At 40.7% G+C, this 25,986-nt stretch carries 26 protein-coding genes; 10 read left to right on the top strand and 16 right to left on the bottom strand.

The genetic code is table 11. From position 1 onward, the window contains the following. Nucleotides 1-7: 7 nt before the first annotated feature. Nucleotides 8-463: an RrF2 family transcriptional regulator gene (locus V7L07_RS02380; RefSeq protein WP_256875020.1), complete on the bottom strand. Its 456-nt coding sequence runs from the start codon at nucleotides 461-463 to the stop codon at nucleotides 8-10. A 241-nt stretch (nucleotides 464-704) separates the two neighbouring features. Between V7L07_RS02380 and cysE the strand changes: the two genes are divergently transcribed. Beyond that, nucleotides 705-1,433 carry a serine O-acetyltransferase gene (cysE, locus tag V7L07_RS02375; protein ID WP_335054697.1) on the top strand — a complete coding sequence of 243 codons (729 nt, stop codon included), beginning with the start codon at nucleotides 705-707 and terminating at the stop codon, nucleotides 1,431-1,433. Nucleotides 1,434-1,618: 185 nt separating this feature from the next. Then, nucleotides 1,619-2,209, top strand: a complete 591-nt coding sequence (locus V7L07_RS02370) for a Crp/Fnr family transcriptional regulator (RefSeq protein ID WP_335054695.1) — start codon at nucleotides 1,619-1,621, stop codon at nucleotides 2,207-2,209. A 6-nt stretch (nucleotides 2,210-2,215) separates the two neighbouring features. On the opposite strand, the gene V7L07_RS02365 is transcribed toward V7L07_RS02370, so the two are convergent. Together V7L07_RS02365 and V7L07_RS02360 are read right to left on the bottom strand one after the other, a co-directional pair. Further along, nucleotides 2,216-2,554, bottom strand: coding sequence for an NIL domain-containing protein (locus V7L07_RS02365; RefSeq protein WP_335054693.1), 339 nt, complete (start codon nucleotides 2,552-2,554; stop codon nucleotides 2,216-2,218). A 171-nt stretch (nucleotides 2,555-2,725) separates the two neighbouring features. Beyond that, nucleotides 2,726-3,370 (bottom strand): NIL domain-containing protein, encoded by a 645-nt coding sequence (locus tag V7L07_RS02360; RefSeq protein WP_335054691.1) that lies wholly within the window; start codon nucleotides 3,368-3,370, stop codon nucleotides 2,726-2,728. Nucleotides 3,371-3,979: 609 nt separating this feature from the next. Here V7L07_RS02360 and V7L07_RS02355 point away from each other — a divergent pair. Beyond that, on the top strand, nucleotides 3,980-4,159 hold the full coding sequence (locus tag V7L07_RS02355; RefSeq protein ID WP_335054690.1) for a hypothetical protein: 180 nt from the start codon (nucleotides 3,980-3,982) through the stop codon (nucleotides 4,157-4,159). Nucleotides 4,160-4,400: 241 nt separating this feature from the next. On the opposite strand, the gene V7L07_RS02350 is transcribed toward V7L07_RS02355, so the two are convergent. The 4 genes from V7L07_RS02350 to V7L07_RS02335 all read right to left on the bottom strand — a co-directional run bounded on the left by V7L07_RS02350 (nucleotide 4,401) and on the right by V7L07_RS02335 (nucleotide 7,983). Then, the gene (locus tag V7L07_RS02350; RefSeq protein WP_334764273.1) at nucleotides 4,401-4,667 is read right to left on the bottom strand and encodes an NIL domain-containing protein; all 267 of its coding nucleotides are present in this window, start codon (nucleotides 4,665-4,667) and stop codon (nucleotides 4,401-4,403) included. Nucleotides 4,668-4,816: 149 nt separating this feature from the next. After that, the gene (gene cysW / locus V7L07_RS02345; RefSeq protein WP_335054688.1) at nucleotides 4,817-5,692 is read right to left on the bottom strand and encodes a sulfate ABC transporter permease subunit CysW; all 876 of its coding nucleotides are present in this window, start codon (nucleotides 5,690-5,692) and stop codon (nucleotides 4,817-4,819) included. Continuing rightward, nucleotides 5,679-6,539 (bottom strand): sulfate ABC transporter permease subunit CysT, encoded by an 861-nt coding sequence (gene cysT, locus V7L07_RS02340; RefSeq protein WP_335054686.1) that lies wholly within the window; start codon nucleotides 6,537-6,539, stop codon nucleotides 5,679-5,681. Before cysT ends, cysW begins: the two co-directional genes overlap by 14 nt. Nucleotides 6,540-6,825: 286 nt before the next feature. Continuing rightward, complete coding sequence (locus tag V7L07_RS02335; RefSeq protein WP_335054684.1) at nucleotides 6,826-7,983, bottom strand: sulfate ABC transporter substrate-binding protein; 1,158 nt, start codon at nucleotides 7,981-7,983, stop codon at nucleotides 6,826-6,828. 587 nt (nucleotides 7,984-8,570) lie between these two features. Between V7L07_RS02335 and V7L07_RS02330 the strand changes: the two genes are divergently transcribed. Further along, nucleotides 8,571-9,710, top strand: a complete 1,140-nt coding sequence (locus tag V7L07_RS02330) for a sulfate ABC transporter substrate-binding protein (RefSeq protein WP_335054919.1) — start codon at nucleotides 8,571-8,573, stop codon at nucleotides 9,708-9,710. A 329-nt stretch (nucleotides 9,711-10,039) separates the two neighbouring features. Here the strand turns inward: V7L07_RS02330 and V7L07_RS02325 are convergent, their stop codons facing one another. The 4 genes from V7L07_RS02325 to purE form a co-directional block, all read right to left on the bottom strand. Further along, nucleotides 10,040-10,813, bottom strand: a complete 774-nt coding sequence (locus tag V7L07_RS02325) for a sulfite exporter TauE/SafE family protein (protein ID WP_335054682.1) — start codon at nucleotides 10,811-10,813, stop codon at nucleotides 10,040-10,042. A 436-nt stretch (nucleotides 10,814-11,249) separates the two neighbouring features. Next, nucleotides 11,250-12,029, bottom strand: a complete 780-nt coding sequence (locus V7L07_RS02320) for a class II glutamine amidotransferase (protein WP_335054680.1) — start codon at nucleotides 12,027-12,029, stop codon at nucleotides 11,250-11,252. A gap of 161 nt (nucleotides 12,030-12,190) precedes the next feature. Beyond that, nucleotides 12,191-12,490 carry a putative quinol monooxygenase gene (locus V7L07_RS02315; RefSeq protein ID WP_335054678.1) on the bottom strand — a complete coding sequence of 100 codons (300 nt, stop codon included), beginning with the start codon at nucleotides 12,488-12,490 and terminating at the stop codon, nucleotides 12,191-12,193. 78 nt (nucleotides 12,491-12,568) lie between these two features. After that, nucleotides 12,569-13,087 carry a 5-(carboxyamino)imidazole ribonucleotide mutase gene (purE, locus tag V7L07_RS02310; protein WP_335054676.1) on the bottom strand — a complete coding sequence of 173 codons (519 nt, stop codon included), beginning with the start codon at nucleotides 13,085-13,087 and terminating at the stop codon, nucleotides 12,569-12,571. A gap of 92 nt (nucleotides 13,088-13,179) precedes the next feature. Between purE and nagA the strand changes: the two genes are divergently transcribed. The 3 genes from nagA (at nucleotide 13,180) to V7L07_RS02295 (ending at nucleotide 16,112) form a co-directional block, all read left to right on the top strand. Further along, nucleotides 13,180-14,343, top strand: coding sequence for an N-acetylglucosamine-6-phosphate deacetylase (nagA, locus tag V7L07_RS02305; protein WP_335054917.1), 1,164 nt, complete (start codon nucleotides 13,180-13,182; stop codon nucleotides 14,341-14,343). Between the two features lie 205 nt (nucleotides 14,344-14,548). After that, a complete protein-coding gene (locus tag V7L07_RS02300; protein ID WP_335054675.1) occupies nucleotides 14,549-15,556 on the top strand; it encodes a methyltransferase domain-containing protein in 1,008 nt (335 codons plus the stop codon). Between the two features lie 310 nt (nucleotides 15,557-15,866). Further along, a complete protein-coding gene (locus tag V7L07_RS02295) occupies nucleotides 15,867-16,112 on the top strand; it encodes a hypothetical protein (protein ID WP_335054673.1) in 246 nt (81 codons plus the stop codon). Nucleotides 16,113-16,380: 268 nt separating this feature from the next. Here the strand turns inward: V7L07_RS02295 and V7L07_RS02290 are convergent, their stop codons facing one another. From V7L07_RS02290 to V7L07_RS02275, 4 genes are all read right to left on the bottom strand, one after another. Then, entirely contained in the window at nucleotides 16,381-16,578 is a 198-nt protein-coding gene (locus V7L07_RS02290) for a ribbon-helix-helix protein, CopG family (RefSeq protein WP_335054671.1), read from the bottom strand. Between the two features lie 53 nt (nucleotides 16,579-16,631). Beyond that, on the bottom strand, nucleotides 16,632-17,306 hold the full coding sequence (locus tag V7L07_RS02285) for a response regulator transcription factor (RefSeq protein ID WP_334708703.1): 675 nt from the start codon (nucleotides 17,304-17,306) through the stop codon (nucleotides 16,632-16,634). A gap of 231 nt (nucleotides 17,307-17,537) precedes the next feature. Beyond that, nucleotides 17,538-18,971, bottom strand: coding sequence for a sensor histidine kinase (locus V7L07_RS02280; protein WP_335054669.1), 1,434 nt, complete (start codon nucleotides 18,969-18,971; stop codon nucleotides 17,538-17,540). 940 nt (nucleotides 18,972-19,911) lie between these two features. Beyond that, nucleotides 19,912-20,883, bottom strand: a complete 972-nt coding sequence (locus V7L07_RS02275) for a CHAD domain-containing protein (RefSeq protein WP_335054667.1) — start codon at nucleotides 20,881-20,883, stop codon at nucleotides 19,912-19,914. A 373-nt stretch (nucleotides 20,884-21,256) separates the two neighbouring features. Between V7L07_RS02275 and V7L07_RS33405 the strand changes: the two genes are divergently transcribed. Continuing rightward, complete coding sequence (locus V7L07_RS33405; RefSeq protein WP_442935994.1) at nucleotides 21,257-21,385, top strand: hypothetical protein; 129 nt, start codon at nucleotides 21,257-21,259, stop codon at nucleotides 21,383-21,385. Between the two features lie 24 nt (nucleotides 21,386-21,409). Here the strand turns inward: V7L07_RS33405 and V7L07_RS02270 are convergent, their stop codons facing one another. Continuing rightward, entirely contained in the window at nucleotides 21,410-21,814 is a 405-nt protein-coding gene (locus tag V7L07_RS02270; protein WP_335054916.1) for an NIL domain-containing protein, read from the bottom strand. 632 nt (nucleotides 21,815-22,446) lie between these two features. On the opposite strand from V7L07_RS02270, the gene V7L07_RS02265 reads away from it, so the two are divergent. Beyond that, a complete protein-coding gene (locus tag V7L07_RS02265) occupies nucleotides 22,447-25,455 on the top strand; it encodes a response regulator (protein ID WP_335054665.1) in 3,009 nt (1,002 codons plus the stop codon). After that, the gene (locus V7L07_RS02260) at nucleotides 25,427-25,813 is read left to right on the top strand and encodes a response regulator (RefSeq protein WP_335054663.1); all 387 of its coding nucleotides are present in this window, start codon (nucleotides 25,427-25,429) and stop codon (nucleotides 25,811-25,813) included. The genes V7L07_RS02265 and V7L07_RS02260 overlap by 29 nt, the downstream gene beginning before the upstream one ends. Nucleotides 25,814-25,986 lie beyond the last annotated feature (173 nt).

Raw genomic sequence — 25,986 nt, 5'->3', positions numbered from 1 at the left:
GTCGTGTCTAAATATAATACATTGGACTCTGTTGGGCGCGAGTTTCTCTTTCGTCGCACAAGTTTTGGAGTGTATAACGACCCAAAACTTCTATTGAGGCAGCATTAGCTTGCTCCCAAACTTCATAAACCAGAGTCTTTTCCAGAGTCGGAGAGTCAGAGGTATCTTTCTCTTTCCGCTCACCTTCTACCAAAGTGACAATTTCAAGTATTGTAATCTGCCAAGGTTCACGAACTAAAACGAAACCTCCTTTAGAGCCGCGTTGACTCTGCACTACACCAGCACGCCGGAGGTTGGTCAAAATTTGTTCCAGATAGCGCTCAGGTATAGGTTGTTTGGCAGTGATCTCGCTCATGGTTAAAGGAAGTTTTTTTCCGTGGTGGCTTGCCAGTTCTAAGAGTGCCAGCAGTGCGTATTCCACTTTGGAAGACAGATCCAAGAGAGCGTAGTTTTGGCTATTCAAGACTGTACTCAATATACTACGGTGATTTGAGGGACTTATCGCAGTTTATGCGAAATTAATTTTTTTCAACTGTGGAATGTGATAGCATCCCACTTATTACCCACAAAAACACTATACTCTATCGACTTACCGTAGATTATGATCTGAAAAAATTCCCATAAATTACTTGAATCTTTTTGTGGGAATCATCCTGAGTTTCTGTTTTCAGAACCTCACCTACCAATAAAAATCTCAACAGAGTATGCTACTAACTGATTTGCGAACCATTTTTGAGCGTGACCCAGCAGCCCGTAACTGGCTAGAAGTATTGTTCTGTTACCCTGGACTCCAAGCCTTAATATGCCATCGATTGGCACACTGGCTATATAAAATTGGCATTCCCTTTATACCAAGGTTCATCTCTCATATTAGTAGGTTTTTAACCGGAATTGAAATCCATCCTGGGGCATTAATTGGCCAGGGAGTGTTTATTGACCACGGGATGGGAGTAGTGATTGGCGAGACTGCGATCGTGGGTGACTATGCTCTGATTTATCAAGGTGTCACCCTTGGCGGCACTGGGAAAGAAAGCGGCAAACGCCATCCGACTTTAGGCTCTCATGTGGTTGTCGGAGCGGGTGCAAAGGTATTGGGAAATATTCAAATTGGCGATCGCGTCCGTATTGGAGCCGGTTCAGTGGTGCTGCGAGATGTCCCCAGTAACACTACTGTAGTTGGGATTCCAGGGCGCGTAACTCGTCAGAACAACTTAAATAGCAATGTTCTGGATCATGATAAAGTCCGCGACGTAGAAGCTGAAGTCATCCGTGCTTTATTTGAACGCGTCAAGTCTCTAGAGAAACAGTTCGAGCAGTTGTCAGATCAATCAAGTTTATCCCCAACTGAACTTGCTGACGAAGCAATCAACAAACCTAAGAGCAAAAATTCTGATGGGATGATTGAAGATTTTCTTGATGGTGCCGGAATTTAATTTTGGGAATGGGGCATTGGGTATTGAGAAGAGGTAGAGGGGAAACAGGTAATTTTTTATTTTCCCCCTGCCCCCTGCTCCCCGTCCTCTTTCCCCCACTCCCTTCTTTTAAATACCCATAGGTTCTTATAACCTGATATAAATATAATACTACGGTTAGTTTATCGGAGAAGAGTGTTTATAACATGGTGTCTTTGTACACAAGCTTATCTAGTCTAAGCAGTAATAATACTAAGCAAATTTTTGCCCGTAGGTCATTTCTACCAGAGCATCAAAACGGCCTTTGGAAGATTGAAACGGGTTTTGTTAGGACTTTTACCTATTTGGAAGATGGTACAACCGTTGCTCTGGGATTGTGGGGCCCTGGGGATGTTGTTGGTAGAACTTTGTCAAAATTAGAACCTTATCAGATGGAATGCTTAACTAAAGTAGAGGCGACAGTCTTACCTTTAGAAGAGTGGAGTGAACTAACAGAAACTCTACTTGCCCATATCCAACAGGCTCAAGAATTGATGATCATTCGTAGCCATAAAAAAGTGGATACTATGCTCATCAAGCTATTAGCATGGTTATCTAAAAAGTTTGGTTCGGAAGTTGAGAAGGGGCGTTTAATAGATATGCGTCTGACTCATGAAGACCTGGCAGAAATGCTTGGTTCGACTCGTGTTACAATTACTCGTGTTCTTGGGCAGTTTGAGCAAGAGGGCTTGATTGATCGTCTCTCCCTGCATCGAATTGTCTTAAAAGAAGAAGAAATTTGGTACTACGAAATTTAGATTATTTCAGTAACACCAACTATCGCCGTCAGCATTGGGCTTGCCGACAATTCTAAGGTTTAGAGATTCCAGGTAAGCTAAACCGCTAGAAATTTGTGCCACTGTTCCCCGCAGTTCAATGTCAAAGCATCCTTCGCCATCTGTATTTGGTTGTAGTATCGCCTTGGTAATATTAACTACCAAGCCGTAAGCAGAAATTAACTGCGAAATTACGGGCGCTTGTAGATAGCTTTTGGGAATATGTATTCGCAGACGAATCTGAGTGACTTGGCTTTTTTCATAAGCTGAAGAAACCATTGATAATCTGGTGTGAGAGTTGGTTTTTTGGTTATTTCGTGCTGCCATTGGATAGTGATAATTTTTTTAATTAGCGTAGGCGTAACCCGTCGTAGACATTGCTACCGAGACAAATTCAGCTAAATTGTCCTTCAATTACGTTAGCGAGTCTTCTCCCAAGGGGAGACGCCAAGGGCGAACGAGCGTCACGAGCGTCATTAAGAACTACGAATTATTAATTTAGCGATCGCTATAAACGCTAGACAAATCCAACCAAATTGGTAGTCCCAGTTTTTCTAAATAACTCAGGCTAGAGTAAAGTTGCTTTGTTCTCCCCCACAAATCCAAGTCAAACCAGCCGTCATCTTGGGTATCAGGTTGAAGTATGGCACTGGTAATATTGACTGTTAGCCCATAACGAGAAACTAACTCAGAAATCACCGGTTCTTCGTAATAAGATTTTAAGATGCACAGTTGCAAACGCAATCGATTGGTTTGACCCAAAGAAATCCATTGCTGGAATTGTTGCTGCCATTGGTTTGTCAGCCATGCGGAGTCTTTGAGACTCAATTTGCTAGCTGGATTTGGGAAAGGTAAAGAGTGCTGGTTGGATTGAATTTGGTTAGCGATCGCTAGTTGCAGCAAATTCACTCCCAATCCTTGCAAGTAAGATAGGCTATTTGTCAGTTTTTGAGGATTTCCTGACAGTTCTAAATCAAACCAGCCATCGCTGTCACTGTCAGATGTCAGGGATGCAGCTTTAATATTGACAGTTAAACCATAACGAGACACCAGTCGAGAAATTACAGGTTGCCTATGATACCGTTGAGGCACAAGGATTCGACTGTGGACTGAAGCGGGTTCTAGAGATTTACTTTCAGACATCAGATTAATTCCCAATCGCGATACCTACAGTGGGCTACGCCTACGCAATTTTTGGGTTTCGGCAGAAACTCTTGCTGATGCTGTACCTGGTTAAATGTCAGTCTCATCAAGATTTTCATATTTCTGCCCTTGATTAAATACGGTAAATCTATCGGTTTATCGTATTTAATTGTTATGTAAAGGAGAGTCTCACAAAGACCACAAAAAAACAATGGGTAAATTCACGTAATTTTTGCTCACTTTACGTCAAGTAATACCAATTTTAAAAATGAACGCGACAGATGCTTTTACACAACCCAGACACAGAGAGCGATTCCCAATCTAAAATCTAAAATTCCAAATGATAAGTAGTCAGAGAGAATTAATTACACAATGTCATTGCGAGCGATCGCAATGACTGTAAATATTTTTGTCTGACTACTTATTATTTGAGATTAAAGCGGTAGTACATAAATTTGACATATCAACAACACAAAACTGACATAAATTAAATTAAACCTTTTGGAAAAGCCAGCAGTCTAAATTTATAAATCAGTTAAATTACTGAAAACGAACTCACGAGGAATTTAACTGACTTAATCCAGATAGTTGAACAAAGGAAAAGTAGTTATGAAACGGATGCTTGCAGGTGTATTAGTTGCTTTACCACTGTTCATTGTTGCTATGCCAAAACAGGCATCAGCATTGGTAATCCAGCTTGGTGGACATCATCATCAAAGGTGGATTCCTGGGCATTGGCAGATAATACATCATCGGAGGGTATGGATTCGCGGTCACTATGAACGTTAGAAATAAGAATTAAATAACATAAGACTGCTTGCAGAAGTGAGGAAAAGGCTAAGGGGTAAAGGTATGAAATTTTCCCTTACCTTTTAACCTTTCCCCAACATCTTGCAAAAGTTACTTTTGCAAGATATCTAGGGAACCAGAATCAAAGTCCTCCAATTTATTGGGGGATTTAGGGGGATATAAAATATTTTTCTACCGCCAAGAAGACTTTTCCAACAACCTCTAAGAGCGTCAACCTTCATTACCAATCACTTGCTTTATTATCATCCCAGACTTCTAATTCCAAGTCGCGGAGATAGGTTAAGCCGCTCTGAATTTGTGCATCTGTTCCTTGTAGTTCAAGGTCAAACCAGCCATCACCGACAGCATTGGCTCCCAAAATTGCTGCCGTAATATTCACAGTCAGTCCATAGTCAGACACCAGGCGAGAAATGACAGGTTCCTGGTGATAATCTTTCGGAATTCTGAGTCGAATCCGTTTATTGGTAAGTGTATTATCAGTAGTCATATCTGAATTATTTCAATCCCTGATTGGGATTGGTACAGAACTACCCTCAGTCCTAATGGTAATTTCCTTATAGGTACTAGGTAGATCGTACCATTTCCCATGATTTGCTTGTATCCTATTCAAAGGATAACTATAATCTCTGGATTTTTCTATTCAACGTCTTTAATGCGGGTTTTCCGTTCCAGAATTTCCTTCAGCACTAAGGTTACGACTGCTAGCAATGCTAATAGTACAGCCGCAGAGAAAGCAGCTTCAGTTTCGTATTGTTTGTAAGCATCTTCTACAAATAGTGGTAAACTCTGGGTTTGGTCAGCAATGTTGCCAGATACCACTGAAACTGCTCCGAACTCACCCATTGCTCTAGCATTGGTTAAAATTAAACCGTAGAGTAAGCCCCAACGGATGCTAGGTAGGGTGACGCGCAAAAATATCTGCCAATCTTTTGCACCTAGAGTTCTAGCAGCTTCTTCTTGATCCTTACCAAACTCTTCTAAAACAGGAATTACTTCCCGCGCCACAAAGGGCATACTCACAAAGGCTGTAGCCAATACCATACCTGGAAAGGCAAAGACAATCTTGATATCATGGGCTTGGAGCCAAGGGCCAAACCAGCCATTTCGTCCGTAAAGTAGCACAATCATCAATCCTGCAACTACTGGCGAAATCGAAAAGGGTAGGTCAATAATGCTCAAAACTATGGCGCGTCCAGGAAATTTATGACGAGCGATCGCCCAAGCTGCACATAGCCCAAATACAGTATTTAAAGGTAGAGAAATCACAGCCAGCAATAGGGTTAACCAAGCTGCATGGAGAAAAGCTGGCCGCGTTAGGTTGGACAGAAATGGCCCAACACCCTTGCTAAAGGCTTGGACAAATACGTTAATTGCCGGGATATATTGAACTAGGGCTAAATAGGCGATCGCTATACCAATCAAAACTATTGGCATCCAGTTATTCTGCTCTTTGGGCTTGGCTGTATCTGATACAGGTGTAGATGAATGAAAACTTGGCTTATCTAGTGTCATATCGCCTTGCCCATGCTTGTAAGAAATTAATTGCCAATAGTAGTACCAACGAAATTGATAGTAGAACTATGCCAATTACTGTTGCACCAGAGTAGTCATACTGCTCTAAGCGTTGGAAAATCAGTACAGGTGCGATTAAATCTTGGAAGGGCGTATTGGAAGAGATAATTACAGTCGAACCATACTCTCCAACTGCACGGGAGAAACCCAAGGCAACACCAGTCAAAATTGTGGGAAATAAAGGTGGCAAAATCACTTTCCAGAATGTCTGCCATTGAGAAGCACCTAGACACCAGGAGGCTTCTTCAATTTCATGTTCCATTTCCTGAAGTACGGGTTGCACAGTTCTCACGATAAAAGGTAGTGAGATAAAGATCATTGCTACCGCTACTCCCGTGCGAGTAAAGGACACCTTAATTCCTAGTGGTGCTAGTAGTGAACCTATCCAACCGTTATCGCTGTAAACTGTTGCCAAGGTTAGCCCTGCTACCGAAGTTGGTAATGCAAAGGGTAAATCTACTGTGGCGTCAATAAAGCGCTTGAAGGGAAAGTCATAGCGGACTAGAACCCAAGCAATCAGAGTTCCAAATACGCCATTGAGTAAGGCAGCAAATATTGCCGTGACAAAAGTTACATTGTAGGTTGCTAATGCAATATCACTAGTTGCGATCGCCCAAAATCTCGCCGGAGTTTCCGTACTTGCTTTCAGGAACATAGCAGCTATGGGGATCAGCAACATAACTGTCAGGTATGCAATGGTGATTACCCAAGTCCAAGAAACCCGCTCAAATCTCTTCAAAAACGGTGTTTTGCGTTCAACTTCCACAGAAGGAGATACAGTCGTCATAGTCAAAAATTCAAAATTTAAAATTCACAAAGAAGTTTTTTGCCAATAGTCGGTTGTTTTTTTACCACACTCAGTCCTGAGTGCTGTTAGCAGTAGCGGGGCATTTAGCCCGTACTCAGTACTTTCGCACTATGGTAAGACTTGGCCCGAAGTCAAGCGGAATCTTTTAATGCAGGAGTTGGTTGATACCCCGCCCCTTGTGGACGGTCTTTCAACTCAGCACTCAGCACTCAGCACTCAGCACTCAGCACTCTTCATTGACCACTGACTATTGACTAATGACTAATTACCGTTTATTTGCGGCTTGAATCTTATCAAACACACCACCATCTGCGAAGAACTTCTTATCGATTTCACTCCAACCACCCAAGTCTGCAACTGTACCCAAAGTTTTCACCTTGGGAAATTTGTCTGTGACTTCTTTAGTTTGGGCTAAAGTCTCATCCACAGGACGGAATCCCAATTTGACAAACTCTTGCTGGGCTTCTGGGGTATAGAGATATTTCACAAAACCTTCTGCAACTTCGCGGGTTCCATGCTTATCGACATTTTTATCTACTACGGCGATCGGATTGTCGATGGATATGTTTACATCAGGAACGACATACTCAACCTTTTCGCCCTTTTGCTGTGCCAAAATAACTTCGTTTTCGTAGTTAATTAAGACATCTCCCTGCCCTTGCTTGGTGAATGTATCAGTAGCTTCCCGTGCATCTTTAGGCAAGATTGGCACATTTTTGTAAACTTTCGTCACAAAATCAGTAGCTTTAGCCTCATCGCCACCTGTTTTAATCACTGAGTCCCATAGGGCTAAGAAATTCCACTTTGCAACGCCTGATGTTTTAGGGTTAGCAGTAATCAACTTGACACCATCTTTGGCTAAATCTGCCCAGTTCTTGATGCCTTTAGGGTTACCTGTACGAGTAACTAATGCTGCAACTGATTTGGAGACAATACCATTGTTGGGAACTTCTTTCTCCCATCCTGGTAGAATCAATCCAGCTTTCTCAATCTTTGAGGTATCTCCAGCTAGAGCCAAGTGAACAACATCTGCTTCTAAACCGTCGATCACAGCGCGAGTTTGGGAACCAGAACCGCCATAGCTTTGTTTGAAGACAACAGTTTGATTATGATCTTTCTTCCACTGTTCTACAAATTTAGGAATAATTGCTTCGTGAGCTGCTTTGGTGACAGCAAAGGAAACTAGAGTTAATTCAACATTAGCTTTGCTTGCAGCTACAGCAGGAGTAGCATTAGCATTAGGGGTTTCAGAGGAAGAAGTATTCCCAGTTCCTCCACCAGAGCAGGCAGCAAGGGCTACACTCAATGCAGTACCTACTAAAAAGAGTGATACAAAGCCTTTGAGCGAATTTAGTCTGAAGCGATACGTTGTATGTTCAGCCATTGCTTGTAATTTTTTCACTGAGCGTTGCCATAAACTCATTCCATTTCCTCCACGTAATCTACAGATAATTGATGGGAATACAGCTATATACTGTTTATGATACTGGATGATTCCATGTATCTAGTTGTAAACACCAAAAAACCCCATATTCTTTACCAAGAACATGGACATCCTACCAGTTTTATGAACAATTAAAAATGCTTTCAATTTCAACGATAAAATTGCGTAGGCGCAGCCCAAACTAGTAGTCTGTCCTAAAACTTTTGAGAGGTTAGTGGTGTTCAGATCCCCGACTTCGCAGAAGTTGTCGGGGATCTAGCAGCCCAACAAAATTAATGGGGCAGACCACTAGGCATCGCAATCATCTCTCTGGTATATCAAGCAACTTGCTAACATCCTGCTGCGCCAACATATCTCTACCAAAGACTTCGGTTTTTACTGAACATGTACGGTATATATATTACTTAATTTTGCTACGGGTTTTCCTGTAAAAAAATCAAAATTTTTAGTATAAAAAATAGTTGAATTTTCATAATTAATCTGATAATCTCTTTCTCAAGACAAACAACGGTAATTCGACCGAATTACCGTTGTTTGATCAAGCAACTACACAACATCCAGCTTCCATGACACATCTGCAATTCAAAAAGTTACAAATTTTAGGCATAGTCAAGCAACTATTTTCCCAGAAAAAACCTGTCTCAACTCAAACTTCAGCACTGTTGTTAGCAACTGGTTTAAGTTTCAGCGTCTTTATTCCTGTTTATGCTGCGGGTACTAATTCTGAGAATACTTCTGTTAATCAAAAGTCTCAATTGATTAGTCAAGGCAGTAAAAAAGTTGAAATAACTCTGGTGTCTTATGCAGTTACCAAAGCTGCTTACGAGAGAATCATTCCGCAATTTGTAGCCAAATGGAAACGCGAAAAAGGTCAAGATGTAGTAATTCGAGAAAGCTATGGTGGTTCTGGCTCTCAAACCCGTGCAGTCATTGACGGATTAGATGCGGATATTGTCGCTTTGGCGCTAGCTTTAGATACCAAAAAAATTGAAAAAGCCGGACTGATTCAACCTGGTTGGGAGAAGGAAGCCCCGAATAACTCAATTGTTACCCACTCGGTAGTTGCTCTCGAAACTCGTGAAGGTAATCCGAAAAACATCAAGAACTGGAGTGATTTAACCAAACCAGGGGTGAAGGTGATTACAGCCAACCCCAAGACTTCAGGAGGTGCGCGGTGGAACTTCCTGGCTTTATGGGGCGCGATCGTCAAAAATGGTGGAAGTGAAGCCCAAGCGCTTAACTATGTTACCCAAGTCTTTCGGAATGTCCCTGTGTTACCTAAAGATTCGCGGGAATCCAGCGATGTATTTTACAAGAAAGGTCAAGGGGATGTTCTGCTTAACTACGAAAACGAGATTATCTTAGCAGCACAACAAGCAAAAAGTTCACCTTCTTATGTGGTTCCCCAGGTGAACATTTCTATAGATGGGCCAGTAGCAGTTGTGGATAAAAATGTTGATAAGCACCACACCAGACAGGTTTCGGAAGCTTTTGTCAAGTTTCTTTTTAGTTCAGAAGCTCAACGTGAGTTTGCCAAAGTTGGTTTTCGACCTGTTAATTCTGCTGTAACAAAAGAAGTACAGAATAAATTTCCTAAGATTTCTAAGCTTTATAACGTTCAGAGTTTAGGAGGCTGGGATACGATTCAGAAGAAGTTTTTCGAGGACGGCGCAATCTTCGACAAAATACAAAGTGGGCAACGCTAACCTGACTTTTCACGGCATCTGGAAAACCTCACTTATATTTCTCTCTCCTTGTAGGCTACGGTGTACACACAAGTGGTATCTACAAGGGTTTCAAGCTTTCTAGACCCAATAAATTGTCATTACGAGCGGAGCGAAGTAATCGCATAATCCCGTAGTTTTTGCGATTGCTTCGTCGTTCCTCCTCTCTACAAGACGCACTCGCGTTCGCAATGACAAGCTTTCGGAGCGATCCAACAGCTTAGGGATAGATGACGAAACCAAGTGTGAGGTGTAATTTCAAGACTTGTGTGTACACCGTAGCTTCCCGACGCGGGAAGGGGGTTAGGGGGTTAGGTTTTTGGTGAATATGCAGCAAAATCAAATAACGTCTTGAGTGCAAGAGCAATTACTGTGGTGAGAAATATACGCCGTAACCAGAGGTTGCTAAGTCTGAGGGCAACCCGTGATCCAACAATTCCACCAATGAACATAGTAATACTCAGAATAATACCTAGTTTGTAATCAACTATTCCCTGTGTAAAGAAAATAATGGTGGCAATCAGCGAAGAAAAAATGTTGATAAACTTTGTGTTTGCGATCGCCTGTACAAATGTCATCCGAAATAGCCTGACATAAGCTGCTGTGAGCATAGTGACATATCCACCACTAAAGAAACCACCATAAACACCAAGCACAAAAGTTGCCACATATCCACCAATTTCTTCTATTGGTGATGGTTTCCCTTTTCTTGAAACGATTCCAGCATTCCGATTGGTGATTGAAAACACGGCAACCACAATCATCAAAATCGAGATAATTAGAGGCATCGATTTTGAAGGTACAACTAAAACAAGTAATGCACCGATAATTGAGCCTAAAAGCGTTAGGGCAATCATGATTGGCAAGCGACTACGGTCGATTGCTTTTTTACCAATAAAAGGCAATGTGCCACCAACACTCATAAAGGTTAATGCCAACATATTAGTGGCAAGAGCAATACGCGGTTCAATACTCAATTGCAACATTACAGGGACGGTAATTAAAGAGGTGCTTCCTGTAATGACACTTATGACACTTGTGAGAAAGAAAATTGCAATGAGGAGCAGTAATTGGCTAGCATTCATCAGAGAATTTTATTTTATGTTGTTAGGAATACATTTTCTACAATGATGTTTGCAGTAAACAGAAATATCTGAAACTCTTGTCTAAGATGAGTTACAGCATTTTCTTGACCATATTAATATAGATATACTTCAGTGTAAAGACATAAATTTTATACCAATAAAATCGGTATTTTATATAAGCTTGTAACAACTAAGTTGGGCAAAAATTATATAAATTGGTAAGTTACAAAAGTAATGTACATCTATAACAAAAAGACCCCCGAATTCTTCAAGAAGTCGGGGATCTGAGCCTCTCAGTAAAAAGCAAATTAAATAGGATTGCTAGAGCGAGTCTATTTATCTGGAAATAGCTGCAAATTACTCAATATGAACACCATGAAAAATAAAACCCATCTAGAAATTATCTAGATGGGCAAAATTGAACAACTACTTATTATTAAGTGAACGCATATTTCATGGGCAAACCGTCCTGAAAAACTAGTAATTCTCCCGGTTGAATTTTTGTCCAAACTTCGTTGTCAGTAAGGGGTGTGGTAGCAATGACAGCAACGCGATCGCGTTCAGTAGTCACCTCTCGAAAATCTACGGTCATGTCTTGATCAATTAAATGGGCAGCGGCAAAGGGCGCTTGGCGAACAATGTAGCTGAGATTGGTTGAGCAATAGGCAAAAAAGTGTTCTCCATCTGATAATAAGTAATTAAACATACCCATTTTTGCAATTACATCAGTAATTTCTTGCAGTACAGAGTATAGTTTCTTTATGTCAGGCTTACCTTCAGGAAAGCGCGATCGCAATGTTTCTAGCATCATACAGAATGCTTTTTCACTATCGGTGTTACCTACGGCTTGATAAAAGCCCAAATTTTCTGGATCAAAATTTGGCAAATTACCATTGTGGGCAAACACCCAATACTGACCCCACAATTCTCTGCGGAAAGGATGGCAGTTGTGTAGGGCGATTTCACCCTGAGTAGCTTTGCGGATATGGGCTATGACATGGGTTGAGTGGATGGGATAACTCCGAACAAACTCCGCTACTGGAGAAGCAACAGAAGGTTGAGCATCTAAAAACATGCGACATCCCTTTCCTTCAAAGAAAGCAATGCCCCAACCATCGCTATGATTATCCGTTTTTCCTCCCCGTGCAGAAAACCCTTCAAAAGAAAAGCAAATATCCGTTGGAACATTGCAATTCATTCCGAGCAGTTGGCACATGGATGTTGCAGCTCTCAATTTTTGACTAAGGCCTCAGGATCAAGATACTTCAGAATGCTGCCTTGATTCTGGAGCGATCGCTTCAATCTTAGAATTTAAGGCTGAGATGTGCCACATACTCGCCAAAAATTAAGAGTCTGCTTCAAGTTAGCAGCATGACACTATGCCACAAGATAGTAGCGACGAATATCTGGTGTAGCAGTCACTAAGCCTTCGAGTTTAGCTGCTACCGCTTGGAAATGGGGTGAATCTAGATGAGTATTCAGGGCTTCCTGAGAAGTCCACTCCTCTACAAAAGTAAAGTCTGTTTGGTCGTATTGGTTTTGCAAAAGTTCATACTTGATCGCACCTGCTTCCTGTCGGGTTGGCTCAATGAGTTCCAACAGTACAGCTTTTAGTTCTTCTACTTTGTTAGGCAAAGCAATAATACGGGCAACAATGCGAATAGTTTGGTTAGTCATTTGTCATTTGTCATTTGTCAAGGTTAGGAATTCTTTCACTGCTCCTCTGCCTCCCTACTGCTCTGGTGTTAATTTTTATTAAAACATCTGCTGTAAATATTGTTCATAGCCTAATTGTTCTAATTTTGTTTGCTTTGCAATTACCGATTCACATAGGGTTTGACGATATTGTTGCACTTTTTCTAACAATTCTGGTTGATGAGTTGCGAGGATTTGTACTGCTAAAAGACCAGCATTTTTGGCATTACCGATCGCTACTGTCGCTACAGGAATACCAGCAGGCATCTGTAAAATAGAATACAAAGAATCTACACCTTGTAAATTACGAGTGGGTACAGGAACACCGATGACCGGAAGTGGAGTTAAAGACGCTACCATTCCCGGTAGATGGGCAGCACCTCCGGCACCAGCAATAATTACCTTAATACCGCGTTGGTGTGCAAGTTGAGCATATTGCACCATCCGTTCTGGGGTACGGTGAGCCGAAACGATCGCTACTTCACTTTCAACGCCAAATTCTTCACAAATTGCGATCGCATCTTTCATAGTGGGCAAATCGGAATCGCTGCCCATGATAATACCAACTAAGGGAGTCATAGAATTTTGGATTTTGGATTTTGGATTTTGGATTAATCGCTGATTGTTTCATCTAAAATCGGATGAGATTTAGCTCTCTTCTCGCTAGTGTGATGATCCAAGCAACACAAAATCCTGTAGATATTATCAATGCTAGAGTACCTGGTTACAAAGATTTGCAGATGCTCTTGATTAATCAAGAGGGCATAATTGAGCAAATCTTGCCAATGAGTACAGTAAGGAATGACATCTGTGCATCTGTAATAGATGTTGCAGGTGACTGGATTTCATTGGGTGGCGTTGATTTGCAAATTAACGGTGCTTTGGGATTGGCATTTCCTGATTTGAAGGTTGAAAATGCCCATGTACTCCAGAAAATAACGAAATTTTTGTGGGATGCCGGGGTAGATGGATTTTTACCGACACTTGTGACAACTTCAGTAGAAAAGATTCAGCGATCGCTTGCTGTTATTGCTGATATTATCCCCAGACAACAGGCAGGTGCCAAGATTCTCGGAGTACATCTGGAAGGGCCATTTTTGAATTACCAAAAGCGCGGCGCACACCCAGCAGAGTACTTGTTACCCCTCACAATTGAGGAGGTAAAGCGGGTTTTGGGGGATTATGCCCATATCGTGAAAGTCATAACTTTAGCGCCAGAGTTAGATTCCACTGACGAAGTAATTCCATATTTGCGTTCTTTGGGGATTATCGTTAGTTTAGGACATTCTCAGGCAACATCAGCCCAAGGGCAACTTGCCTTTGAACTTGGCGCAAGGATGGTAACTCATGCCTTCAATGCCATGCCACCATTACATCACCGCGAACCAGGATTATTAGGGGCAGCAATTACCCATCCTCATGTCATGTGTGGTTTTATTGCTGATGGTGAACACGTTTCGCCCACAATGCTGCAAATTTTACTCCGCGCCAGTGATTACGAAAAAGGGTTGTTCCTCGTCAGCGATGCCCTTTCACCTCTGGGGCTACCCGATGGCGTGTATCCTTGGGACAATCGGCAAATTGAAGTTAAAAACGGTACGGCACGACTCGCCGATGGCACGTTATCGGGGACGACTCTACCCTTATTAGTGGGAGTGCAGAATTTGGTGAAGTGGGGGATTTGTAATATGGAGACTGCTATTTTACTAGCTACAGATGCACCTAGAAAAGCGATTGGTTTACCAGAAATTGGCAAGAGTCAAGCCGCTAATTTATTACGCTGGCATTGGGATGAAGCGACAAAAGAACTAACTTGGCAGCGATTCTTGGGCTAAATTTTGCGTCAGAGATATGGGTACACCCTATCTTATTGTTAATTGAAATTTTTCACATATAATATATAGGACTAATATTTGATTTTTGAACAAAACTCAGTACACCTTTATTCCTTCTTCCCAATCCCCATTCCCTTACCTCTACGAGTGATTTAGAAATCAAATCGGATTGCTATAATTTAGAATTCGTATATAAGTGCCTACTATGACTAAATATCGAAATAAAATGATAGTTAAATATAGTGTTTTATTTTCTAAGATTTTCAGGTATGCCAGATATTATCCTGAAGATATAATGCGTATACTTCGATTTTCTGTTTTTCTATGGTTGTTCTACTTATCTAATTGGCGCTCACCAAATAATGCAGAGTTTGTCAATTTAGTATATGCATACTTTTTATCTGTTCCAATTTCAGAGGAAGAGCTTTCATTCTACACAGATAATCTTAACCAAGGTGATTTTTCAAGAATTCAGGTTATTCTTTCTTATTTAATGTTACCAATTGGGATTGAACAAAAACTCTTTGCTCGAACAGGCATAGAGTCACATCACCTTGCAAGACTCAAACTGGTACAAGAAATATTGCCACCTGCTGAGTATATTCTCGATTTAGGAGGTTCTTGCCTTGGTTCCCCAGAAGGTGCCCTCATGGTCATGGGTTATCCCTACAATCCTCAACAGTTGGATATTGTTGATCTACCACAGGAGGAAAGAATTTACAATCTGCATTCTGAGGAACATCCCCAGCAATTCATAACTCCAGATAATCTTACAAAAATCAATTATATCTATCGTTCAATGGCAGATTTATGTTATTTTCCAGAAAATACCGTTGACCTTGTGTGGTCAGGACAAAGCATTGAGCATGTAACAGAAGAAGAAGCCGAGAAAGTAATTAAAGAAGTCTTTAGAGTTATCAAGCCAGGTGGCTCATTTTGTCTAGATACCCCAAATCGTCAGCTTACAAAGCTTTTGGTACGTAGAGGATTTGTACATCCTGAACATAAGATTGAATATACACCTGATGAATTGATTGCAAAAATTCAAAAAGCTGGTTTTATTATAAAAAAAACTTTAGCTGTTTCTCCCATACCCTATAGTTTAAAAACCAAAAAATTTAGCAAGCTGGAACTTATTAATAGTGTTGGATTTTCGGAAAATACAAACCAAGGCTTTTCTTTTTTCATCTATTGTATTAAGCCAGATAGGTAGGGTTAACAATTCAAAATTCAAAATGACGCTCTCTACGAGACGCTAAAAGCGTAGCTTGCTTCCCTGTAAGGGTACGCAGACTCGCTAACGCTGCGCTAACAAAATTCAAAATTAAAGAAATTTCAGACGGGGATTTAGCGAGAAATGCGGTCTTAGGCTTTGCCCAAGTGGAGCGATTTCTCAAGACAAACCCCGACTGAAATGGGTGCTACATGTAGATTGCAGGTTCTTAAACCCTTTAATTTACGATAAATAAACCTAGTACCGCAAGGCGGAATTCAAAATTCAAAATTCAAAGAGTCAGCAAGCTTTGTCTCAACGCCTGGAGAGCTTGCCAGTACAACTGTTTATCAAGTTGTTTGAGCAAGTAATACAACGGATTGCAACTAAGAAAAAGACTAGAGAAGTTGCCTCAATGTGGGCATCGGTAGCTAATTCGTTTAGTGCAGTATGGATTGCCGATGCATCAACCTTGGAAGCAATCAAAAAACATTTGGGACAACTTCAAGAAAAAACAGATACAGTATCCAATACTACTGGGGTTTTGCATTTTTAACTCGGAATTTGATTTGGGGAAAAGGTTAAAGGGTAAGGGTTAAAGGTTTTTTCTTTCCCCTTTCCCCTTCACCTTTTCCCCTTAACCTCTGAGATTTGGCGGGATATTCGAGTGGATAGCGCTCTTTTATTACTCTCGTCAGATTAAATTTGAAACCCTATTTTAGCGTTAGTCCACGCAGGCGGACGGGAGTTTATGTAGCCGCTCTAATCGCTTAGATTATTCTCTCTCCAGAGTAATATAAGAGCGATAGTTACTGTGATTTCGACTAAGTGCCAACAGTTATTGTTGAATCTGCTGTTTCCTTTTCAGAATTTTCCGCATTGTCAACCTTAAGACTTCGGAGCAATTCTCGAATGACATCTGTTGCTGGCCTTCCTGTCAAAGCACAGTAGCGTTCAAGTTTCTTCATTTCCTCGGTTGTGAGATTTACTGTTAGTCGTTTAACAGCCCATTTTTTCTTCATGATCCTTTTTTGTCTTTAATTTGCTTTTTATCAAAATCACCAAGTCATTAGGATTATTCCCGTAGTGCATAGCCTACACCACGGACTGTATGAATCAAACGCTTTTCATTATTTTCTTCCAACTTGAGTCGCAGATAACGAATATAAACCTCAATAATATTAGAATCACCCATGAAATCGTAACCCCAAACTTTCTCTAAAATTTGATCTCTAGTAAACACTTGACGGGGATGTGAAAGGAGATATTCTAATAAGTCAAACTCCTTTGCTGTTAACTCAATGCTTCGTTTCTCCCGAAATACTTCACGGGTGCGGCGATTTAAGCTTAAATCTTCAAATTGCAACAAATCCTCGTCTGTTTCTTGGGTGCGGCGGAGATGGGCGCGAATTCTAGCTAGTAGTTCCTCAATACTGAAAGGTTTAACTACATAATCATCGGCTCCTGCATCTAATCCTGCCACGCGATCGCTCACTTCATCTTTTGCTGTCAACAAAATCACTGGTACTGTACTCCCTGTTGCTCGCAAACGGCGACAAATTTCCAAACCTGTCAAGCCTGGAAGCATCCAATCCAGAATCGCTAAATCTGGTGATGAGTCTCTGGCTAGGGTTAAACCAGCAATACCATCATGGGCTACACTAACTTTGTATCCTTCGCTACTAAGTTCTAATTCGACAAATCGCGCCAGTTTAACTTCATCTTCCACTAAAAGGATATGTGCTGTCATATTTTTGCTCCTAAAGTAGGTAATGTTAGATTCACAATCCAAAATTCATAACAAAATTTCTCTGTCATACACACTATGTCTGCAATCAAATCAAGAAGTCGAGAATCTAAGTCTTTCAATTTTCATAAATCAGATATAAATGGTATATAGCAATCCTAAATGAGTCACGAACTAAAAGATCCCCGACTTCTTCAAGAAGTCGGGGATCTGCTCCTCTCGGTGGAGAGCAAATCAGATAGGACTGCTATATATAGGTAAACTGATTGTAAATATACTACCTTCTCCTAATTTAGATTGCACACTGACATTACCCCCCATACCTTCTATAAGTGTTTTGACAATCGATAAACCCAAACCACAACCCCCAGTAGTATGAGAGCGAGATTCATCTACACGGTAAAACCTCTCAAATATCCGTGCTTGGTGCTGTAAAGGAATGCCATAGCCTTTGTCACAAACTTGAATAATTGCCTTGTCTTGAAGCTGATTTAACTTAAAAATTATCTGTGTATCAGCTTCAGAATACTTAACAGCATTATCAATTAAATTTAATAACACTTGTTTAAGGCGACTGTAGTCTGCTTTGATCTCAATTGGATAAATTTTTGACTCGATTGTAATTGTGCGATCGCTATATTTTTCTGCCATCATTACAACTTCTTCAACCAATTCATTGAGTACATAAGATTTCATCTGAAAGTATAAATAACCACTATCCGCTCGTGCCAAATCAAGTAAATCTTGTAACAAGCGAATAGTGCGTTCCGCTTCTGATGCCGCAGTTTCTAAAGCTTCTTGCTGGGTTTGGGTTAAGTTATTCTGTCTTCGTAAGACGCTTTGCAAATAACCATGTACAATTGTCAAAGGTGTGCGTAGTTCGTGAGAAACATTACTCACAAATTCTCGCTCTTGCTCCCATGATTGGGAGAGGCGTGATAACAGCATGTTTAAAGTTTGAGCTAATTCTTTAACTTCGCTGGGTGCATTATCAAGATATAGCTGTGCTTGTCCTAAATCTTCAGCGGAAATCACAGAAGTCATTTGATTTAGCTGGCGTAGGGGTTGCAGAGAACGTTTGATATAAAGTGCGATCGCAGCAGTTAAAATAATAATTGCCAAAATACTAGTAATACCTAAATTCTGCACCATTCCCACAAACATTTTCTGTTCGCGGGTAATATCCTTAACTACAAATAACTCACCGATAAACTTCCCCTGCACTTGCACAGAACTACCACATAAAACAAAATAGCTTTGGTTTACTTTGTAAACTTGTGCTTTAATCGGCATCTTAGTCAGAGACATTAACTCAGTAACCGTAGTATCAGATAATAAATTTAAATTAGCAGATTTTACTAAAATTTTATTATCAGGGCTTTTTAGCCATAATAATGTGTTGGTATTTCCCAAATTATTAATAGCCTTTTGTAACCCAATTTCCGGCTGCATCATTTCACTATAAATTTGCACATCTTGTGGCAAGCGCTTGGCAATTTGTTCTATATTATATTTATGACTATCAACTAAAATTTGCTGCATTTTCCAGCTAGTCCATGTAGCAAGACTGCCTAATACCAAAGCGGAAAATGATGCAATACCAATGGTGAGGCGTGATTGTAAGGAAAATGGATCTATATTTATCCAAACTTTTATGATTTGCTTCACTGTTCTGGTTGCACTTGATGGGTTTAATAAGGTTTGAATAAGAAAATCAGACTGCTAAATGTAAAGTTACTGTCAACCGCAACATCTTTAGTTATAGCTGATTTGAACTTACCTCTGTTGCATACCTACAGTGAAAAGTGCAGCCATTCCAAAAAGATTGCTAAATATTTTTATTTCATCGCTCTCTTAACTCTATGAATCCTGGTCTAATAATAATCTAAATGCATTTAGTGGTAATTAAATTAATTTGCGCTGAGAATTACCTTAAAATGTCTAATATTATCTGTTTTTGGTTTGAGCGGGAAATATAAATTCTTTAATACAATACGCTTGGGTTAAGGGCTACTGGCAACAATTTTGGGTTTTCGAGACGCGATAAATCGCCGTCTCTACAAGTATTTTGGGTTTATCTGAACTGTATTGCTCTTGAATAATTATCTTGATTACTAAATTTTTTACCTCAGTTACTTGTTATGGGTAGAGTATTCTGAATTCTGACTCCTGTTTTATGATTTGGCAAATTGGCAACTCTGAGAAAATTAACTGTGTTATTTTCAATCCTATACAAGGTGTATTTGCACTTTCAAGCTATTTAGACGGGCTGCAACCCGTCTTTATTTATCGCTAGTTTTCTTTAAGGGGTTGCTGAAGCCCCCACCCTCAATTCTTAGTAGTGTGGGGATAAGGAGCCTCTCGCTACGCGCCACATCTCGTAGAGTAGAGAGCTTCTGGGATCTCTCTAAAGAACTCCAAGAAATAAATTATCCAATATTGTGGGGTGGGCAACATGAGCGCCCAGTTTATATAGCGGGCAAGATGCCCCATCCCACAAGAGTTAATTGGATATTTTTTTTCAGTCCCTAAGTGGATTAAGTGGCGTGGGTTAGGGAAAATCATCAATAAGTGCCTAAAATCACAACCAGCCACTTTGCAAACAACTTCATGAAAGCGGATGCAGTATTGTTAAATGAAAACTATGTCTAGTTTCAGTTTTCAGATACCGTTCTTGCAAAGGTTGCCACTGCTGCCACGACTGGTAACGATTTTCAGTTAACAAAGTAGCAAGGGTGGGCAACTGAGTCTGAATTTCTGACTTGAAAACATCTGTAAGCCAGTCAGTTAAAACTGCACTATCTTGCATCGTACCCAAAATTTCTTGGATATTTTTCACTTCTTCAATATAAGCTGCGTAAGACTCACCATATAAGTCACTAAATAACTCCATTTGGTAGCGTACACGTTTCGCTTCTTTTCGCAGACTATGAAGACTTTCGCCTTCTATCGTCAATTGTTGTTCTATCTTTTCTGGTTCCCAATTTTTCTGGATTTTAACTTCTGAGTTGACAAATTCAGTGCCAACTAGCCAACCCGGATGTAATAAGAAGTTACTCACTTCTGGTAAAAGTAAGTCTGGTAATACTTGCTGAATCGTGATAGATCCCAAAGGTTTATAATTGGGTTTCTCTAACCATTTATCTAATGCCTCTTTTAGAGACTTGTAAGATTCATCTTTTAACGTTTTCTGCACACTCGATAGTACATCTTCACGTTGTTTAGCTAAAGCGGTGAAAGCTGTTTGTAAAGATTCTTGCTCTTTGCGGGGTAAGTTTGGTTTGTAATTGTTTTCCAAACTTTCTTTGAGTACATCTAAATCTCGCAAATTACCAAGACGACGCGCTATTTTACCAATATTTTTATCGCTGATTGGTTTGGATACATCCACCGCTAGTCCAAACCGAGTTACGGCTGTCCGTAAGCGGCGCATTCCCACTCGCATTTGATGCAGCGCTTCTGGATCTTCATCTTTCTTCACTGATTTTTCCCACTTCAAGGTTTTCTTAAAGTGTTTTTGAATCGCTTGGTAGGCGTAGTCCCCTAGAGTTTTTACTGTGGGTTGTGTAGCTAATTTCATAATTGATCTGAATGACTACCTCATGAGGTTATTGCATAATAACATTAGTTAAAAATTTGCATCTGTTTTTGATATTTTTTTATGCAATCAGGATTGCTAAGTATACTTATGACTATTGATAGTTTCATAGCCTTTGATAAATACACATTATCTATCAATCGCAATAGCATAGTTTATACTGGCGATTTGATCTGAACTATAGCTAATTGGAAGATTCTTAAAGAGATTGGGTAAATTATAATAACATGATTTGCATTTTTGTAACTATTAATACAATTTTGAGTTCCAGATTTACATTTTATAAATCAAGTTTCCTTAACTTTTGTAGATCATTTTAAAGAACATAGAGAAGAGTTATTAGAAGTATTTATACTTGGGGTTAGATGAAACCTCAAGTATTCAGCGTCTATCTTTGGTTGATACTGATAGATTTACAGATGCTCAACAAATTCGAGTAGCAGAATTTATCAATTTTAGATTGATAATAAATTTGGATGGGTAATCCTTCCTGCTGCATACGGTAATCTTAGATGTTAGTAGAAATTGCTTGTACGGGACAGCTAGGGATACACTGTTCGCAGACGATACAGCGCGATCGCGTGAATGTCAGTTTGTACGTCTCTGGGTGGAGGGTGAGGGCTTCGGTAGGACAAACCCCAGTACACAAGCCACAGTGGACACATACATCTGGATTGATCGCAATTTCGCCTAGTGTAGAAGACACGTTAACATGGCGCGATCGCATCCACTCAATAGCCGCATCTAATTGATCTATATCTCCCGATAGCTCTACTACTAGTTTACCAATTTGATTTGGAGCAACTTGGGCGCGGATAATATTGGCGGCGACGTTGAACTCTTTAGCCAGTACATAAGTGACTGGCATTTGCACAGCGCGTTTCGGGAAGGTGAGTGTTACTCGTTTTTTCACAGGTTTAGCAGAGAGTTTTTTCTGTTGTAGCGTATTAAGAGTTTTATCAGCCCTTCCCTGCGGTAAGTTTCGCAAACGGGTAAGGCAAAAGAAGATGTTGCTTCCTACTTCAACATACATAGCACCATTTTCAAAAATCTTTGCAACACATAAATCGGCTATCGGAGTTTACAGATATACGCCCTGCTAGATCAGGTCTTTCGTGCAATAGCATTAGACTATAGCAATCCGAGCAGGAGTTACGAACAAAAAGATCCCCGACTTCTTCAAGAAGTCGGGGATCTAAACCTCTCTATACTAGTAAAATCTGTAAGTAAGGTAGTATAAAATTAGAACCTATAAAATATTTATTTCCACAATACCACCTGCTCCGAAGCAGGCAACGATAAAAATTCAATTAAAAATTAATCAATATTGATATTTATTAATGAGTATAAACCGAAAATATATACCTTTTGGAAGATGCTTTAAAACAAAGTATTGATATTATATTATTTTTTAATTTCTAGCAATTTTCAAGTAATTTAACTACACCATTTTCCTGACTCAGCCTTGATCTAAATACCTGATAATTACTATCATTTTTTTGCTTGTTATCTGTTGTATTTATTTTAATTTTGAAATGTTTTAACATGAAAATATTAGTTGTAGAAGATGACGAGTTAAGTGCTTATACACTCACAGCCATTTTGACTAATCAAAACTATGTGGTCGAAATTGCTACTGATGGTGATGCTGCTTGGGATTTTATTCAAACTTATGATTATGATTTAATTCTTCTGGATGTAGTGCTGCCGAAGTTGGATGGTATTAGTCTTTGTCATCAAATTCGGTCTAGTGGTCTGCAAATGCCAATATTATTATTGACAGGGCGTGATAGTAGTCATGAAAAAGCGATCGGGCTAGATGCAGGTGCAGATGACTATGTAGTTAAACCCTTTGACGAAGAGGAATTAATTGCTCGGATCAGGGCGTTATTGCGTCGCAAAGGCGTAACCTCCCAGCCTGTGCTGGAGTATGGTAAGTTGCAGCTAGACCCTAGTAGCTGTGAAGTAATTTATGCTGGAAATCTACTACCACTTACTCCAAAAGAGTATGCTCTGTTAGAACTATTCTTGCGAAATACTCGCCGGGTTTTCAGTTGCGGCATGATTTTAGAACATCTTTGGTGTTATGAAGACACTCCCCAAGAAGAAGCTGTTCGCACTCATATCAAAGGATTACGGCACAAACTCAAAGCTGTAGGAGCGCCCAGTGATTTGGTTGAAACAGTTTATGGTATCGGTTATCGGCTGAAATCACTGGAAGAGGGGCAGGCAAAATCCCCGGTTTCAAATCTCAAATCACAGCAGCAAACATTAATGGCAGTTGCGGAAATTTGGCAACGATTTCAAGGGCGAGTAGATGAGCAAGTGAGGGTGCTAGAGGATGCGATCGCAACTTTAAATCAAAATACTTTAAGTGCCGAATTGCTCTCCCTTGCGGTCAAAGAGGCGCATACCTTGGCGGGATCTTTAGGTACTTTTGGCTTACCTATTGGCTCAAAATTGGCACGCAATATCGAACTGTTGTTGAGTTCTGGTAAAACCTTGAGTCAATCTGAGATTAGTAGCCTCGAAAATTGGGTAAAGTTATTGCGTCGGGAAATTAACGGAAAAGACGCAGGGGAAATATCTACATCGCCAACCCCACAGGTATTAGAAACAGTCACACAACCGCTGCAAAATGACTCATATCCAGAAACTAAAATATTGGTTGTGGATGACGATCCGCAAATTCAAGCATTGTTGCAAACCTTACTTAGTCCTTGGGGACTGAAAGCGATCGCTCTTGAAGATCCACGTCATTTCTGGGAAACCTTGGAAGTTGTTACGCCAGATATGCTAATTCTGGATGTGGAATTACCTTATACAAATGGTATAGAACTTTGCCAATTGGTACGCAACGAGCCGCGCTGGAGTGAGTTACCCATCTTATTCCTCACCATGCATAGCGATGCCGAAATGGTAAATCAGGTGTTTAGCGTTGGTGCTGATGACTTTGTAAGCAAGCCCATTGTCGGGCCAGAACTAGTAACCCGGATCGTTAATCGCTTAGAACGGATGAAATTGCGGCAGCGCGCGACGCAGGGGAGCAGAGGGGTAGAGGGGCAGGGGGGCAGGAGAGCAGGGGGAGCAAGGGAAGTAAATTCTTCTTTGTCGTCCTTATCTCCCTTGTCTCCCTCATCCCCCTCATCCCTCAATTTACGAGCCATCAACGAACTGGAATTGAGAGTTGCAGAACGCACGGCTGAGTTAATTAGAGTCAATCAACAGTTGCAGTCACAACTCGATGAACGTCAGCGAACACAAGGCGAGTTACGGTTCTCTCAAGCGAGATTTGCACGGATTTTAGATATTGCTGATGATGCAATTATTTCCATCAACGGATTCCAAAGGATTACCTTGTTTAATCAAGGAGCAGAGAAAATTTTCGGCTACTCTGCCCAGGAAGTAATTGGTCAGGGTCTTGATTTGCTCTTACCGCAGCGCTTTTTTCAAGTGCATCGTCAACACGTCGTTGACTTTGGCCAATCTCCTAATGTTGCCCGTCGGATGGGAGAACGGCGGGAAATCTATGGTCGTCGTAAGGATGGTACTGAATTTCCAGCAGAGGCTTCTATCTCCAAAATAGATATGAGGGAGGAAATTTTTTATACGGTCATTTTACGAGATATCACAGAGCGCAAGCAAATCGAACGTATGAAAGATGAATTTGTCTCTGTTGTTAGTCATGAACTCCGTACACCTTTAACCTCAATTCACGGCTCTCTCGGAATGCTAGCTAGTGGTTTGCTACCAACAGACTCAGAGCAAGGGAAACGCCTACTGCAAATTGCTACTGATAGCAGCGAACGCCTAGTACGTTTAATCAACGATATCCTAGACATTGAGCGGATCGAATCAGGTAAGGCGAAGATGGAACCAGAAATCTGCAATGTCGTTGATCTGATCGTTCAAGCAGTAAATGTTATACAGCCTCTAGCTGACAAAGCAGGAGTAAAAGTATCTATTTCCGCCTTATCTGGTCAAGTATGGGCAGATAGCGATCGCATTGTCCAAACCTTGACTAATCTCCTGAGTAACGCCATTAAATTTTCGTCTGCTGGATCTACGGTTTGCTTGGGGGCGCAACAACAAGGGGATGAAGTTTTGTTGACAGTCAAAGATACTGGACGCGGTATCCCAACAGACAAACTTGAGATCATCTTTGAGCGTTTTCAACAAGTTGACTCCTCAGATTCACGCAACCATGATGGGACTGGTTTAGGTTTGGCAATTTGTAAGAGCATTATGCAACAGCACGGTGGACGTATTTGGGCTGAAAGTGCATTGGGCGAAGGCAGCACTTTTTACGTCACTCTGCCGTTGTTTGAGGTTTTCCCGAATTCTGATTTAGAAGACTTTTCTAACATCTCCGTCATTCATAGTCGTTATGAGCAGAACATAAATAGCCAACTAAGTCAAGATCCAGAATTTTTGACCAAAGGACCTGTTACTACCGAGGAATTTGAAAAACGGGCAATGGAATTACTTCAGCGAATTACCCTGAACCAACAAGAGGATAGCAGTGATGACAACAAAACAAATTCTAGTGGTTGATAACGAGCAGTATATCCAAGAAGTTACCAAAATTTGCTTGGAAACAGTTGCAGGCTGGAAAGTAGAGATAGCGAGTTCTGGTCAAGAGGGCATAATTAAAGCAGAGACTTATCAACCAGATGTGATTTTACTAGATGTGATGATGCCAGAGATGGATGGCATCATGACCTTTGAAAAGTTACAAGCCAATCCATTAACCAAAGAGATTCCGGTAATTTTGTTAACTGCCAAAATCCAGGCTTCCGATCGCCGTCGCTATGCCCAAATGGGAATTGTCAGTGCGATCGCAAAACCATTCAATCCTCTAGAATTAGCTGCTGAAGTAGCCGTAGCGCTGGGCTGGAGTCTGGAAAAGTAGGTGAGAATTGGTATAGATGCTAACTTCAGCCAAAACCCGGCTATAATATCATATCTGCCTGATTACTTATTAAACCTGAAGAACCCCACCTCGCCAAAGCTACACTTTGTCTCCCCTCCCCTTGGCAAGGGGTGGGGTATAATGACTGTGGGAATCATGACTAATTACTCGGC

The organism is Nostoc sp., assembly GCF_036916985.1.
In the GTDB taxonomy this organism is placed as follows: domain Bacteria; phylum Cyanobacteriota; class Cyanobacteriia; order Cyanobacteriales; family Nostocaceae; genus Nostoc.
This window is presented reverse-complemented; position numbering and strand designations above follow the sequence as displayed.

Coding starts and splice junctions, on each gene's coding strand:
- V7L07_RS02330 (WP_335054919.1), top strand. CDS start 8,571: ATGACACATCTGCAATTCAAAAAGTTACAAATTTTAGGCATAGTCAAG.
- V7L07_RS02370 (WP_335054695.1), top strand. CDS start 1,619: ATGGTGTCTTTGTACACAAGCTTATCTAGTCTAAGCAGTAATAATACT.
- cysE (WP_335054697.1), top strand. CDS start 705: ATGCTACTAACTGATTTGCGAACCATTTTTGAGCGTGACCCAGCAGCC.
- V7L07_RS02290 (WP_335054671.1), bottom strand. CDS start 16,578: ATGAAGAAAAAATGGGCTGTTAAACGACTAACAGTAAATCTCACAACC.
- purE (WP_335054676.1), bottom strand. CDS start 13,087: ATGACTCCCTTAGTTGGTATTATCATGGGCAGCGATTCCGATTTGCCC.
- V7L07_RS02320 (WP_335054680.1), bottom strand. CDS start 12,029: ATGTGCCAACTGCTCGGAATGAATTGCAATGTTCCAACGGATATTTGC.
- cysW (WP_335054688.1), bottom strand. CDS start 5,692: ATGACACTAGATAAGCCAAGTTTTCATTCATCTACACCTGTATCAGAT.
- V7L07_RS02300 (WP_335054675.1), top strand. CDS start 14,549: ATGACTAAATATCGAAATAAAATGATAGTTAAATATAGTGTTTTATTT.
- V7L07_RS02355 (WP_335054690.1), top strand. CDS start 3,980: ATGAAACGGATGCTTGCAGGTGTATTAGTTGCTTTACCACTGTTCATT.
- V7L07_RS02350 (WP_334764273.1), bottom strand. CDS start 4,667: ATGACTACTGATAATACACTTACCAATAAACGGATTCGACTCAGAATT.
- cysT (WP_335054686.1), bottom strand. CDS start 6,539: ATGACGACTGTATCTCCTTCTGTGGAAGTTGAACGCAAAACACCGTTT.
- nagA (WP_335054917.1), top strand. CDS start 13,180: ATGATCCAAGCAACACAAAATCCTGTAGATATTATCAATGCTAGAGTA.
- V7L07_RS02315 (WP_335054678.1), bottom strand. CDS start 12,490: ATGACTAACCAAACTATTCGCATTGTTGCCCGTATTATTGCTTTGCCT.
- V7L07_RS02260 (WP_335054663.1), top strand. CDS start 25,427: ATGACAACAAAACAAATTCTAGTGGTTGATAACGAGCAGTATATCCAA.
- V7L07_RS02265 (WP_335054665.1), top strand. CDS start 22,447: ATGAAAATATTAGTTGTAGAAGATGACGAGTTAAGTGCTTATACACTC.
- V7L07_RS02365 (WP_335054693.1), bottom strand. CDS start 2,554: ATGGCAGCACGAAATAACCAAAAAACCAACTCTCACACCAGATTATCA.
- V7L07_RS02285 (WP_334708703.1), bottom strand. CDS start 17,306: ATGACAGCACATATCCTTTTAGTGGAAGATGAAGTTAAACTGGCGCGA.
- V7L07_RS02360 (WP_335054691.1), bottom strand. CDS start 3,370: ATGTCTGAAAGTAAATCTCTAGAACCCGCTTCAGTCCACAGTCGAATC.
- V7L07_RS02335 (WP_335054684.1), bottom strand. CDS start 7,983: ATGAGTTTATGGCAACGCTCAGTGAAAAAATTACAAGCAATGGCTGAA.
- V7L07_RS02325 (WP_335054682.1), bottom strand. CDS start 10,813: ATGAATGCTAGCCAATTACTGCTCCTCATTGCAATTTTCTTTCTCACA.
- V7L07_RS02275 (WP_335054667.1), bottom strand. CDS start 20,883: ATGAAATTAGCTACACAACCCACAGTAAAAACTCTAGGGGACTACGCC.